We start from the raw sequence: 13,472 nt of genomic DNA, 5'->3' as shown, positions 1-13,472 counted from the left end.
GGCCGGCCTGTTGTGGTTTGGAGCTTTCGGCGTGCGGGGGCAGCTTCGCTGGGTTGCCCGGAAAAGGCAGCGCCATCCGTTCCCGCATTTCCTTTTTTCAATGGGAAACCAATCGGAAACCATGTCATTAATGGTGCTGCGGTGCGCCATTGCAAAGCGCCGCCTCATCTTCTGGCGTCGCACCAATTTCACCGTGCTGAAGGCGTTGCCCAGTGCTCAGACGGACGTTGTTGATCACTGCCCTGTCCTTGCCTTTCGGCGGGATCGCCTCGACATCTCGCGCATCGCTGCAACCCCCTTCCGGCGCTCCGTTCCGACTGCTTCTCGGCGGGGACACCAGCTTCGGCGAAAACTATCGGTTTGACCATGACGGAAGGACGACCACGTCGGTCGCCGCCTTCAGCTATGGCCACTCGCTGGAAAGGCTGAGCCCTTTGATCGCGCGGGCCAACTATACGGTTCTGAACCTTGAGACTCCGCTTACCGACGACCGGCGGCCTGTCCTTCAGGGCAAGGCCTATCTGCACTGGTCGGACGTCGAACGAGCCCCCGAGCAACTGCGGGCGCACGGGGTCGACGCCGTCGGATTGGCCAACAACCATACGCTGGACTTCGGCCAGGCAGGCCTCAGGAATACATTCGAGGCCCTGCGCCGACATGGCATCCAGTGGTTCGGCGCCGGCGAGAATGCGGACAGCGCCGCCCGCCCGCTGATTATTCCGGCTTCGGTCCATGGGCCGGCGCGGCCGATCGCCGTGTTCGGCCTGTTCGAATACCGTCGCCGTTACGACCAGCGGTATCGTTTCTACGCCACGGACCGGCGCGCCGGCGCCAATCGGCTGGATGTGGCGGCCTTCGCCAGCGCGGCCGAGGATTTCCGTCGCCTCTACCCCTCGCTCTTCGTCATCGCCTTCCCGCATTGGGGCGCCAACTACCAATGGCGATCCGACGAACAGGTCGCCCTGGCGCGGGGCCTGCTGGATGCAGGGGCGGACATGGTCATCGGCCACCACGGTCATGTCCTTCAGGAGATCGAGCGGTATCGCGATCGCTGGATTCTTTATGGGGTGGGCAACTTCATGTTCAACTCGCCGGGGCGGTTCAGCCGATATCGCAACGTCTTGCCGTTCAGCCTCGCCGTCGATCTGCTGTTTCCGGACAACGGCAGCGGCCCCGAGGTTCGCCTTTACCCCATCCTGTCGAACAATCGCGTGACCGATTTCCAGCCACGTCTCGCGTCCGCCGAAGAGTTCAGACGCGTGTTCGATGCGCTGGCGGCGCGGGCCGACGCCGCCACGCGCGCTCGGATGAGCGCCTCGGAGGACGACCTGGGTCGGTTCATCCAGCTGCGTTCGGATTGAGGCCTAGAACCGTTTGCGCAGCGTCAGGGAGAAGCGATTGCCGTCCTCTTCCTGGGTGCTGTCGTTGGAGCGGCGGAAGTCGCGACGATACTCCGCCTCTATGCTCATATCGTTCGCCAGGGTGTGGATGAAGCGCGCCTGGGGCTGGATGCGCCAGCTGTGCAGGCGTTCGCCGCCGCCGCTGACCTGGCGGGTGTCATATTCCCAGTTCTGGAGCGCGGCCCCCAGCCGCAACCGGTTCTGGCGGCCGAAGGAACGCGTGTAGAAGGCCGTCAGTCGTTGACGGTCGTAATCGAAGACGGGAAGGTTCGTGTCGACCCATTCGTAACGGGCTTCCATGTCGAAGCGATGGATGTTGCTGGGCTGATAGCGGTAGCTGACCTCGACGAAGGGCGCGTCGCCGCTAGCGCCGGTCGGATCGTCATATTCACGACGGCGGTACTCGGCCCGTGCGCCGAACCGGTGCTCGCGACGGGGCCGATAGGAGATCTCCGCGCCCAGCGTAAGCTGGTCCGCTGATCGGTATTCCAGCGTGGAATAGTCGGCGCCGACGGCCGCTCTCAGGTCCAGGGTGACTGCCTTGGAAAGCGAGATCTCGTGCGTCAATTCGATCTCGTTGTTCCAGCGGTCCTTCCGCCCCTCGTCCGTATAGTTGAAATAGTTGCTGGAGATCGTCAGCTGGGTGGTGTGGTCGCCCCGCCTCCAGCGCGCCCCGGCGTCGCCTCTAAGGATGATGGCGGACCGGTTGCTGTCCTCCTCGTCGTCCGCGAGCTTCGCGCCCTCAGCGTACACGCCCGACGCCGATATGTTTCCGAAATAATCCTGGGCCGTCGCCGTCGAGGCCGCCCCGACGGCGACGGCCGTGGTGGCCAGCCAGATCAGGCGCTGAGTGATGGACTTGATGTTCATGCCGCCCCCTAGGGGTAAAGATAAGATCCCAAACGCCATGTACTGAGTATTGCATTTATCAGTGTTTCTTTGCCGGATCGCATTCTAGTAGGTGCTTCTATGAAAAAATATTGATTTCAGTCTTTCATTTTCCGGGTTGAGGTCGAGCGCGCTCAAGTACGGATCAGACGTCGTTGCGGTTGCCGTGGTCTGGCTGTCGGGCCGCATCAGGAATTCGAAGCTGACGCTCATCATATCGCCGACGAGGATGGCCTGTTTCAGAGAATGGCCGACGCCGGAGAGAAGCCGAAACTCGAACTGATCCTTGATGCCGCGCCGCGCGGCCTCCTGTGAGAGGTGTTTGAACCACCGTCGGGCGCGTTCCAGGCGATGGACGCCCTGACGGCGATCGACATCGGGATCATTCCTGAAATGACGTCCTCTGCCGGTGTCCTGATCGCCGACGGCCACCAGCATGGGCAGGCGCAGGAAGGCATCGGTTGTCGACGGCGTGTGGCCGCCCAGGCGGGCGATGCCCTGGGGATAGGCCAGGCGCGGGTCCAGGTAGGTGTACCAGCCGGCCGAGGCCACGACGGCCCGCCGCACCTGGTCGGGAAAGCAGATGGCGAAACGATGGGCGAATTGCGCTCCCGCGGAGAAGCCCATCAGGTCAAAGGGACCAGATGCGAGGCCGTTCTGTCTGCGCGTGCGCTCCACCGCCCGCGACAGGGCTCTGGCGGCCTCCATCGCCCGGCCGTTCGCCGACAGTTGTTGGAAGCCAGAATAGCCCGGTCCCGAAAAATCCGGAGCCAGCAAGGGAACCCCGAAGCGCGCGGCGAGCGGAGCGGCGTAGGCGATCAGGCGTTCGGGACGCGTGGTGACGCCGTGCGCCAGGACCAGCAGCGGCCGCTGGGGACGCGGGGGCAGATAGAGGTGGCAGCGAAGCTCGGTCTTGGTTGCAGGTGCTCGCCGCTCCATCGCAAGCCCCTATGAGATCACGAGGTCGGCGCGTCGCGCCAGCTTCTCGTCGGCTCGTCGCATCGCCCGGTATTCGTCGCCCGCCATGTCGCTGGCCAGCCGCCCGTCCTCCAGCCGCCAGACACGGTCCGCCAGTTCGGCGACCGCGGGGTCATGCGTGACCATCAGCACCGTGCCCTTGTAACGTCGCAACGCCTCCTGGGCGATCCGCCGGGACTCCTCGTCGAGACTGACCAGCGGTTCGTCCAGAAGCAGGATCGGCGGGCGTCCGAGCATCGCTCGGGCCAAGGCCACAAGGCGGCGCTGCCCCAGCGACAGATTGGCGCCGCCCTCGGTGATCCAGGCCGACATCCCGCCCGGTAACCGGCCCAGAACAATGTCCAGGCGGCACGCCGCCATGACCTGTCGGATCTCCTCCTCTGGGGCCAGGGGGTCGCGATAGGTCAGGTTGCGCCGCAGCGTCCCGCGCATGAGCGGCAGATCCGGCCCCACCACGCCCAGTCGAGCGAAGATCGATAGGGGCGAGCAATCGGCCAGGCGCTGGTCATCGATGGCGACCTCGCCCGACGCGGGTTCGACAATGCGGGCCGCTACGCCCAGGAGGGTCGACTTGCCGACCGCCGTCGCTCCCATGATGGCGATATGCTGTCCCGCCTCGGCCGTGGCGGTGAAGCCGTTCAGCACGCCGTCGACGATCACGTCGCGGAACTGGATCCGTCCGCGCCGCGCGCGCAGCTTCTCATCCGCGGGGCCCTCCAGATTGCGACTGGAGCTGGCCATGAAGTCCTGCAGCTTGCGCTGCGAAATCTGGGCCCGTCGCCAGTAGTCATGGGCGAACCCCAGGGTGCGCACGGGATTGCTCATGAAGCGGACCGCCGTGACCGCCGCAGCCAGCGCGCCGATCGACAGCTGCCCCCGGGCGACGTCCAGGGCCCCCAGGGCCAGAACCGCCAGTATCGTGGCCCAGCCGGCGCCTGCGGAAATGCCGCGCAACACCCCGCGCACCGTGGCCTCGCGCACCAGAAGGTCCGTCAGGCCATCGTTCTGCTTGGCCAGGCGGCTACGTTCGCCTTTCGAGCGCCCGAAGAGCTGGACCACCGACAGGGCGTTGATCTGCTCGTCAATGTTGCTGGTCAGCAGGGAGCGGCGACGCCGGACCCTCCGCGTCAACCGCGCCAGTCGCTTTCCCGCCCACACCGACAGCACCAGGCCGACGACGAAGATCAAGGCCACGACCGCGGCGATGTTGGCGCTGATGAAGGCCAGGACGGCCATGCCGCCCGCCACCATCATCGCGGCGATGATGCCGCGGCCGATCCCCCGGCTGATCCAGGTCCGTAACATGGTCAGGTCGCCCGTGAGGCGCAGGATCAGGCTGCCGCGCGAGCGGTGCTGAATCTGTTTGGGCGTCATGCCACTCATGTGGTCGTAGATCAGCATGCGCAGGCGGCGCGCCAGGATCAGGCCGATGCGTTCGGTCACGGCGAACTGAAGCGCGCGAAGCACCGCGCTGACGACCATCACCACGCCCAGGGCGCCGATCAGCGGAAAGGCCGACGCGGCAGCCAGGGGCGAAGCCGTAATGCGGTTCACGATCAGCCAGACCAGGGCGATAATGCCGCCGATGGCCGTCATCTCGGCCAGGCCCAGCGCCAGGATGACCGCATAGTCGCGAAATCGGAGCCAGGCTCCGCCCAGCCTTTGCTCGTTGCCCGTCATGGCGCGACCGACGCCGACGGATGGGCGGCGGCTGTCTCGGCTATGCCGAAGTCGCCGACATGGAAGCCGTTCAGGCTCTGGAGCCGGCGCTCCTTGCCGCGCCACTGGCCGGCCTTGAGACCCCGCGCATCGCGCGACCGGCGATCGCGGTAGCCGACGTAGTAGGTCGCGGGATTGAAGGTCTCGATCGGGGGCGAGGGCGCGGCGGCGTCTGTCGTGAGCCCGACGATCTCAATCGCCCTGACGGGATCGGCCAACTCCTCCTTGGTGTAGATCGGCGCCGAACAGGCGCGCGCCGCCTCCTTGACCAGGAGTTCCGACGCCGTGAAGCTCCCGGACACGCCCAGGACGGGCACACCCAGGGCCTGTAGCTGCGACACGCCCAGGACCGCGCCCATGGAGTCGCACGCCGCGAACATTACTCCGTCGACGAACGTCCTGAAGAAGTCGGTTTGCAGCAGTTCGATGTTCTGCTGGTGCAGGAGGCCGTCGGCGATTTCGAGCAGGATGACGCCGCATCCCTGGCTGGACAGGTGCGTGACCAGGTCGATGGCCGCCTTTTCCAGAAGGTCGGTCGGAATCTTGTAGGTCGAGGCGTAGCCGACGTCGGTGAAGTCGGCCACGGCGTGGGCGCCGGCGTCGGCCATGACCCAGAAGTCGCCGCCCGATCCCGTGCCGGTGACCTTGGCCGCGCCCGGACGGCGGCCGGCTCGGCTCAGCCCCGAAACCAGTTGGCGATTGATCGTCGTCTTGCCCGAATTCATCGAGGTGCCGAGCACGACGATGATGCGCGGCCGCACGGCGGGGGGATCTGCGGCAGGAAGGCGAATTGGGAGAGGTTCAGCGGCGCCCCCTGGGCGTCTCCGATCAGCCCCAGCGGCGTGATGCCGGTCGCCGCGCGCATGCCCTTCAACCGCGACAGCATCCGCGAGGCGACGCCTCCCGTGGCCACCAGGTTGGTCGGGCCCAGGTCGGGCGGAACCTCGGCCTCGAACTGGTCGGTGGCATAGCGGTCGCCGTAAGCGAGGATGATTTCGTCGCCAGGGTGCAAGGACGCCTTGCGGCCCGACGTCAATTCCAGCCGCGTCTGATAGCCCAGGCGATCGACCCTCGCGAGCAGCAGGTCGCCCGTTCGCGGCCGCATCGGCCCGCTGATCAGAGTCTTCATCGCCGTGGATGGCACGCGGCGCGTGACGAAGGCCGCCTTGGCCTCTGCCTGTCGAGCCGGTGAGAAGTCCGCGACGGAGGGGCCGGGTTGGCGCTTGGCGCGCTTCTTCTCAAATGAGGTCGATTCTGAGGGGAGGATAATGTCGACCATTACTCACAGATCCATCTGTTAGCCGTTTGTTAAGAATGAACACAATTTTTCCGTCCCTTCGACAAGAAAAACTCATGTTTCCAATGCTTAAGCTTCATTCTTTGATTAGCGGTGGGAACAAGAGACAAAGGCGTGCGCCGGCGTCGTCAGGCTGGCGGGTTTCTTCAGGGGAGTTTGGCTGAGGCTGGCGCCTCCTGATCTCCTGTCCTCTCCTCTGCTGGCTTCATCCAACGCACGTGGCTGTCGGTGGTTTAACGCTTATCGAGCATGGTCAGGGCGTCGCCTCGCTGTCGGCGATCAGCGCCTGCATGTCCTGGACGGTGACAGCGCGCGGCTGCCCCATGTACGGCGTCAGGCCGAGTAGTTGGCTCCAGATGCCGATCGCGCCCGCCAGGGCGATGGCGACGCCGTAGGGAATGCCGCGTCCCCAGTTTCCCCTGCCGCGCAGGGTGATCATGGCCAGGGCGCGTCGGGGGCGGCTGGCGAAGCTGGCCAGGGCCATCACGCCGCCGATCAGCACGGTGAGCAGGGCCACGGCAGGCAGGTTGTCCAGGCCCAGGAAGAGCGCGACCGTCGCGAACATCTTGGAATCGCCCGCGCCGATGATGTTGGTCAGCCACAGCACCATCGTCATCCCCAGGGCGATGCCGGCTGCGGCCAAGGCGGGGCCCAGACGGACCCCGTCCGCCAGGAAGCACCACGGCACAAACAGGATCAGCAGGACCAGCAGCGCCAGATTGGGGATGCGGCGACGCTGCGCGTCCGAAACCGCGATCCAGGCCGCTACGGCGCAGAAGGCCGCGGCGATCACGTACTGGAAGATCTCAACGATCGGCATTGGCGGTCGGCCTGCGCTGGTCGCCCGCGGCCAGGTCGCGCGCATACTGCAGGTTGGCCGAGGCGCGCTGATAGTATTCGCCCCGGGCCTTGATCGCCTGGGTCAGCAGCGTGTCGGCCTGCCGATAGTCGCCGCGAACCGCGGCGGCGAAGCCTGCGTTGTTCAGCAGGGCGGCGGCCTCGGCCGGCGTGGCCCCGGACACGGCCCGGTCGTACTCGCCGCGCATCGCCATCGCCAGCCGCAGGTTGGTGCGCGCCGCGTCCATGTCCGGCTTGCGTTCGAGCGCCTGGACGAAGTCGGCGACGGCTTCGTCCAGCCGCCCCTGAAGCAGACGCGAGAAGCCGCGGTTATTGTATACCGGCGCCGGGTCGGCGCTGGTTGCGAGCGCCCGTTCATAGGCGGCCTCGGCCTGAGCCCACTCGCGCCGACGGTCGTGCTCGGCGCCCAGGCCGTTCCAGGCGCGGCCCGCGTGGGGATCGGCGGCCACCGCCTCTTCGAGCGCGGCCCTGGCTTCGTCGCTCTTGCCCAACAGCGACAGGGCGAGGCCGGCGCCCTGACGGGCGGCGGCGTGGGCGGAGGGCGCGGCGCCGGCGCGGGTGAACGTCTCCAGCGCGTCGGCGGGCCGTCCGCGCGCGAGCTGCAGCTCGCCGGTCAGAAGGTCCAGCCGGGCGTCCTGAACGCCGGCCAGCAGGGCCTGATCCAGCATCCGTCCGGCGTCGACCAGGCGCCGTTCGTCCAGCGCCCGACTGATGTCGGCGACCCGCGCGTCCGCGATCGCCGAGGCGGCGGGGCTCGCCAAGGTCGGCGACCAGGCCGCGCCGGCGAGCGCCACGATCGTAAGCCAGCAGGCCAGAGTCCTGTTCAGCGTCATCATGATCTCCTGGCGGGGGATGGGCCGAGCGGTTCGGCGGGCGGCGGCAGACGCCAGGTCCGGGCGTCGGCGCCGAGGGTCAGGCGCACCCCTTCGCAGGGCGTCGCGCAAGGCGTCAGGCGGGCGGGGCCGGGCAGGGTCCGCGACAGGGCGAGGGCGATGGTGCGGCGCGATTCCGGGAAGCTGATGGTCGTGCGCGCCTGGGGCTGGATGACGGCCCGCGACAGGCGCGGCGAGGTCCAGCCGCGGCTGGTCAGGTGTCGCCGCGTGGCCGCCGTCAGGGCGGGGCGGCCCGAGGCGTTCTCGAGATCCAGCGGGCGTCCCATCAGGCCGGGCGAGCGGGGGGGCGGCGGCGAAGCGGCGTCGGCCCGCGCGAGCACGGGGACAGGGACCGGCGCAGACGGCAGGGCTCCGACGGGGGCGGCGAGGGATGGGGTCTCGACCATCATGACGGCCGGGGCAGAGGGGGTGACGGGGGCGGCCGCAATGGCGACCTGAGGAGCGTTTGCGGGGGACGGCTGGGGGAACGGGGCGTCGGCGAGGCCTGCGAAAGCCACCGGGGAGGCGGGCGTCAGGCCCTGCAACTGATGCGAATAGGCGAGGTTCTCGGCCACGACGCGGGAGGCGGGCTCCAGTTGCAGCGCCTGACCATAATAGCGGGCGCTGAGGTCGAACCGCCCCAGCTTGTCATAGACGACGCCGAAGGCGTTCAGGACGCGAACGTCCGAGGCGTCCTGGGCGCGGGCGCGCTGGAGCAGGTCCAGCGCCAGCGCGTAGTCGCGGCGCGCGATCGCCGACACGGCGCGATCATAATAGGCGTCGCCGTTGGACAGGGCCGAGGCGCTCGACATCGAGGCGGGGCGAGGCACGACGGGGCGGTCGGGCTTGATCCAGCCGAAGGGCAGCAGGCTGCAGCCGCCCAGGGCGACGGCCAGACCCAGCGCCGGCATGAAGCGGAGACCTGGCATCACCCTCTCCCTTGGCCGGCGAGCGCCGGCGCCAGTTCGCGAATGACGTCGATGATCGGCGGCAGCAGCAGGGCGAACACGACCACGGGCAGGATGCAGGCGACCAGGGGAATGGTCATCAGCACGGGAATGCGCATGGCCTTCTCCTCCGCCGCATGGAAGCGGTTGGCGCGCATCTCGGCGGCGTAGCTGCGCAGCGTCTGGGCGATACTGGCGCCCAGGGCGTCGCTCTGGATCACCAGGGTCACGAAGGAGGAGACGCCGTCGACCTCGACGCGCTTGGCCATGCTGCGCAGCGCTTCGGCGCGGGATTGTCCGGCGCGGAGCTGCTGCGAGACCCGGGCGTAGGCGTCGGCCATGCGCGGGTGGGATCCGCCGATCTCCTGACCAACGCGCACGAGGGCGGCCTCCAGGCCGAGGCCTGCCTCGATGCACACCACGGTCAGGTCCAGGACGTCGGGGAACTCCTGCTCCATGGCCTGGCGTCGGGCCTTGATGCGGTTGTCGAGGATCATGTGCGGCAGGATCAGGCCGACGCCGCACAGCGCCAGGGAGATGACGACGAGTTGGAGCAGGGACGCCGGCTGGGCCACGAACCTCTGACTGAACAGAAACAGCAGCGGCAGGCCGATCGCCAGGGCGAAGCGGCCCATGACGTACCAGACGGGCGCCGCCGGATGTTCGACGCCCACCAGCGACAGCCGGTTTCGCAGCTTGCGCCGCCCCTCGTTGTCGCTCAGCGACGAGGAGCGCTGGACCCATTTCATGAAGGAGCCGCCGACCGAGTCGGCGCGCACGATCGACGGCTCGCCCGCATCGGCGGCGGTCAGGGTTTCGCCCAAGCGCCGCTGCGTCCGCGCGACCCGCGAGACGGTCTGGATCATCGCGAGCGTGCCCAGCGCGGCGGCGGCGAAGCTGAGAACATAGATGATCGCGTCGAGTATCATGCTGGGTTCAGTATTTGAAGTTGATGATCTTGTTCATGATGAACTGGCCGACGAAGTAGATGGCTGCAATGGTGATGGCGAACGGCCAGAAGATCGGGTCCGAGAACTTTGATGAATAGAACTGGGGCTGGAACAGAACGATCGCGCCGATGATGAAGAGCGGCAGAAGGCTCAGGATCAGGGCCGAAGCCTTGCCCTCGCTGGCCAGGGCCTTGACCCGCTTGGCCAGCGAATGCCGACCGCGCACGACGCCGGCCAGTCCGTCGAGGATCTGCACCAGATTGCCGCCGGTCTCCGTCTGGATCGCCACGCTGACGGCGAAGAAGTGGGCGTCGGACGACCCTGTCCTTTGGGCGAAGCTGATGAGGGCGTCCTTGAAGGTCGCGCCATAGGTGGTTTCATCGACGATCAGGCCCATTTCCGAACCGATCGGATCGCTCATCTCGGTCGCGGCCAGGTTCACGGCGGAAATGACGGGATGGCCGGCGCGCAGGGCCCGAGTGATGACGTCCAGGGCGATGGGAAGCTGTTCCTCCAGCTTCCTCAGCCGCAGCCGGCGACGATGGGCGATGATCAGATAGGCCGCCATGGCCGACAGGCCCAGGGCGGCGACCAGGGTCACCACGCCGTTCGCCGCCGCGGTCGAGGCCGCGGCGGGGCGCATGAAGGCGAACGACAGAAGCCACAGGGCCCCGGCTGCGGCCAGGACGATCACCGCCAGCCGCGTCGGCGAGATCGTCATCCCGGCCTGTCGGCAATAGCTCCACACCGCGTCATGAAGGGCGGCCAGCCGCCGTCCGGCCGAGGACGGGGCGCCGGGCCGCCGCACCAGGCGCTCGTAGACCTCTTGCGCCGGCGCGCCGGCGGCCTGCATGCTCAGGCGGCGGTTGATGCGCCGATGGCTGACGCGCGCGGACAGCAGGCGGTCCGCGGTGGTCTGGACGACCAGCACCACGGCCGCGAAGGTCAGCACATAGGCCAGGGGAATTAAGCTGGTCGGCGTCATCGGGAGATCCTGCCCGGCACGAAGATGTCATGCGGAAGCTGGATGCCGCGCGTCGACAGCAACTCCATGAATTTCGGCCGCACGCCGGTGGTTTCCAACTGCCCCTGAACGCGGCCGTCGCCGTCCCGGCTGAGGCGTCGGAACCGGAAGATCTCCTGCATGGAGATGACGTCGTCCTCCATGCCGACGATTTCGGAGATGGAGACGATGCGCCGTCGCCCGTCCTCGAGCCGCTCGGTCTGCACCACCAGGTGGATGGCCGAGGCGATTTGCTGGCGGATGGAGCGCGACGAAATCTCCAGCCCCGCCATGCCGATCATCTGCTCGACGCGGCCCAGGGCGTCGCGCGGCGAGTTGGCATGGACGGTGGTCATCGAGCCTTCGTGCCCGGTGTTCATCGCCTGCAGCATGTCGAAGGCCTCGCCCGCGCGAACCTCGCCGACGATGATCCGGTCGGGACGCATCCGCAGGGCGTTGCGCACGAGATCGCGCAGCGTCACCTCGCCCGTGCCCTCGATGTTCGGCGGACGCGTCTCCAGCCGGCCCACATGGGGCTGCTGCAGCTGAAGTTCGGCCGAGTCCTCGATCGTGACGATGCGCTCGCGGTCGTCGATGAAGGCCGACATGGCGTTCAGCAGCGTCGTCTTGCCCGAGCCCGTGCCGCCCGAGATCAGGATGTTGCGGCGTGCGCGAACGACGCCCTCGAGGATGGTCGCCATCTCCTGGGTGAGGGACTGCAGCTCCACCAGGGTGCCCATGCGGATGGGGTCGTGGGCGAATTTGCGGATGGACACCAGCGGACCGTCGACGGCCAGGGGCGGGATGATGGCGTTGACCCGGCTGCCGTCCGGCAGGCGGGCGTCGACCATGGGCTGGGACTCGTCCACCCGCCGACCGACGGCGGAGACGATCTTGTTGATGATCCGCACCAGATGGCGCGTGTCCTCGAACCGCACGTCGGTCAGCTCGAGCTGCCCCTGCCGTTCCACGTAAACCGTCGAATGGGTGTTGATCAGAATGTCGTTGATCGTGTGATCGGCGAGCAGCGGCTCCAGCGGCCCCAGGCCCAGAAGCTCGTCCAGCACGTCGTCGATCAGGACGTCGGTCTGGGCCGGCGACAGCAGGCGCTTCTCCTCGGCCAGCAGGCGCGTGACGACCCCGCGCACCTCGCCGCGCAGTTGCTCGCGCGACGCGCGCTCCAGGGCGCTGAGGTTCAGGAGGTCCAGGAGCTGCTGATGGATGCGCACCCTCAGGGCGACGCCGTCCGGCGACGCAACGCCCGAGGATTGATCGTCCCGCGGCGGGCGAGGCGTCGGAAGGCCGGCGTCGTCGGGCGTCCACAACATGTCTATGACTCCGCGGTCAGGCGCATCGGGGCGTGGAGGATGTCGGCGAACTGTCCGAGCGCCTTTTCCAGCCGCGTGCCGCGGCGGATGCTGGACAGCTCGACCCCCTGGTTGACGGCCACGTCCATGGCGCCGTCCTGGGGCAGGCACAGGTCGAAGGGACGGCCCAGCGCATGCTCGGCGGCCCGGACCGACAGGGCGGCGGTCTGTTCGGGCGAGACGGCGTTCAGCACCAGGGTCAGGGGGCGATCGCTCAGGCCCTGCTTGGCGATGACCGCGAGCTGCCGTCGCAGCAGGTGGATGTGCGGCACCGACAGGGCGGTCACCACCACGATCCGGTCCGCCAGCTGAAGCGCTCGATTGGTCCAGGCCGTCCAGACCGAGGGCATGTCCAGAAGGGTCAGGGCGAAATCGCGACGCAGGCCGGCCAGCAGGGCGTCGATCTGCTTCGACGACAGGGCCTCCAGAGGGGTCACCTCCCTGGGGCCGACCAGAACGCGCAGGCCGTTGGCATGGCGCGCCAGGGCGGCGCCCAGCGGCACGTCCGCGATTTCTCCGCCCGCCGCCATGCAGTCCGTCAGGGACACGGCGTCATGAATGTCGAGATACAGGCCCGCGCATCCGAACTGCAGGTCCAGGTCGGCCACGCAGACGTCGCCCGCGCGCCGTCCGGCGAGGATGGCGCCGACCTGCACGGTCAGGGCCGTGGCGCCGACGCCGCCGCCGGCCTTGATGACGGCGACGACCTGATTGTCGCGCTTGCCCTGCGGGCGGGCCTCGCCGACGCCCAGCAGGCGCTCCAGCGACAGCGCCAGGGCCGCTTCCGACACCGGCGCGGGCAGGACGTCGACGGCGCCGTCGCGGATCAGCTGGCGGGTGGTGATGACGTCGGCCTGGCGCAGGACGACGATGATCCCGATGTGGCGCGTCGCGAGGATGCGGGCGCGCGCGGCCTCCACTTCGGTGGCCGAACCGCCGTCGACCGCGGCGATGATGAAGTCCAGCCCCGGCGGCGGCGTCGACGGCCATTCCGCGCCGAGGGGGACGAAGGCCGCGTGGGGAAACAGCCCGGCGACCATGTGCAGGCCGCTGTCTCCCAGGGCGCCGTCCACCACGCCGATCCGGCGCGCGGCGGGGCCCGCCTGGCGGGCGTTGGTCGTTGAAGACCCTTGTCGACCGAACCTGGAGAGAAGTTGACTGACCACGGTACCTTGCGCCTTCCGACGCGATAG

13 protein-coding genes are annotated in these 13,472 nt (G+C 68.0%); 1 reads left to right on the top strand and 12 read right to left on the bottom strand.

The features are described from left to right. Positions 1-212: 212 nt before the first annotated feature. The gene (locus D8I30_RS01105) at positions 213-1,361 is read left to right on the top strand and encodes a CapA family protein (RefSeq protein WP_121481099.1); all 1,149 of its coding nucleotides are present in this window, start codon (positions 213-215) and stop codon (positions 1,359-1,361) included. Between the two features lie 3 nt (positions 1,362-1,364). Here D8I30_RS01105 and D8I30_RS01100 read toward each other — a convergent pair whose 3' ends face one another. The 12 genes from D8I30_RS01100 to D8I30_RS01045 form a co-directional block, all read right to left on the bottom strand. Next, complete coding sequence (locus D8I30_RS01100; RefSeq protein ID WP_121481098.1) at positions 1,365-2,270, bottom strand: hypothetical protein; 906 nt, start codon at positions 2,268-2,270, stop codon at positions 1,365-1,367. A gap of 84 nt (positions 2,271-2,354) precedes the next feature. After that, positions 2,355-3,227, bottom strand: a complete 873-nt coding sequence (locus tag D8I30_RS01095) for an alpha/beta hydrolase (RefSeq protein ID WP_121481097.1) — start codon at positions 3,225-3,227, stop codon at positions 2,355-2,357. 9 nt (positions 3,228-3,236) lie between these two features. Further along, a complete protein-coding gene (locus D8I30_RS01090; protein ID WP_121481096.1) occupies positions 3,237-4,946 on the bottom strand; it encodes an ABC transporter ATP-binding protein in 1,710 nt (569 codons plus the stop codon). Beyond that, entirely contained in the window at positions 4,943-5,746 is an 804-nt protein-coding gene (locus D8I30_RS01085) for a hypothetical protein (RefSeq protein WP_121481095.1), read from the bottom strand. The genes D8I30_RS01090 and D8I30_RS01085 overlap by 4 nt, the downstream gene beginning before the upstream one ends. Further along, positions 5,707-6,264, bottom strand: a complete 558-nt coding sequence (locus D8I30_RS01080; protein ID WP_162938761.1) for a hypothetical protein — start codon at positions 6,262-6,264, stop codon at positions 5,707-5,709. The genes D8I30_RS01085 and D8I30_RS01080 overlap by 40 nt, the downstream gene beginning before the upstream one ends. Positions 6,265-6,535: 271 nt before the next feature. Next, entirely contained in the window at positions 6,536-7,102 is a 567-nt protein-coding gene (locus D8I30_RS01075; protein ID WP_162938760.1) for an A24 family peptidase, read from the bottom strand. Beyond that, positions 7,089-7,973, bottom strand: coding sequence for a tetratricopeptide repeat protein (locus tag D8I30_RS01070; RefSeq protein ID WP_205570733.1), 885 nt, complete (start codon positions 7,971-7,973; stop codon positions 7,089-7,091). The genes D8I30_RS01075 and D8I30_RS01070 overlap by 14 nt, the downstream gene beginning before the upstream one ends. Beyond that, positions 7,973-8,941, bottom strand: a complete 969-nt coding sequence (locus D8I30_RS01065; RefSeq protein WP_121481091.1) for a LytR C-terminal domain-containing protein — start codon at positions 8,939-8,941, stop codon at positions 7,973-7,975. Before D8I30_RS01065 ends, D8I30_RS01070 begins: the two co-directional genes overlap by 1 nt. Further along, a complete protein-coding gene (locus D8I30_RS01060; protein WP_121481090.1) occupies positions 8,941-9,888 on the bottom strand; it encodes a type II secretion system F family protein in 948 nt (315 codons plus the stop codon). The genes D8I30_RS01065 and D8I30_RS01060 overlap by 1 nt, the downstream gene beginning before the upstream one ends. A 7-nt stretch (positions 9,889-9,895) precedes the next feature. Next, positions 9,896-10,894 carry a type II secretion system F family protein gene (locus D8I30_RS01055; protein WP_121481089.1) on the bottom strand — a complete coding sequence of 333 codons (999 nt, stop codon included), beginning with the start codon at positions 10,892-10,894 and terminating at the stop codon, positions 9,896-9,898. Next, positions 10,891-12,240, bottom strand: a complete 1,350-nt coding sequence (locus tag D8I30_RS01050; protein WP_121481088.1) for a CpaF family protein — start codon at positions 12,238-12,240, stop codon at positions 10,891-10,893. Before D8I30_RS01050 ends, D8I30_RS01055 begins: the two co-directional genes overlap by 4 nt. 2 nt (positions 12,241-12,242) lie before the next feature. Beyond that, entirely contained in the window at positions 12,243-13,445 is a 1,203-nt protein-coding gene (locus D8I30_RS01045) for an AAA family ATPase (RefSeq protein WP_162938759.1), read from the bottom strand. Positions 13,446-13,472: the final 27 nt, after the last annotated feature.

Origin of the sequence: Brevundimonas naejangsanensis, assembly GCF_003627995.1 — a bacterium.
Lineage (GTDB): Bacteria > Pseudomonadota > Alphaproteobacteria > Caulobacterales > Caulobacteraceae > Brevundimonas > Brevundimonas naejangsanensis_B.
The sequence above is the reverse complement of the archived record's forward strand: the minus strand, read 5'-3'. Positions and strand labels throughout refer to the sequence as shown.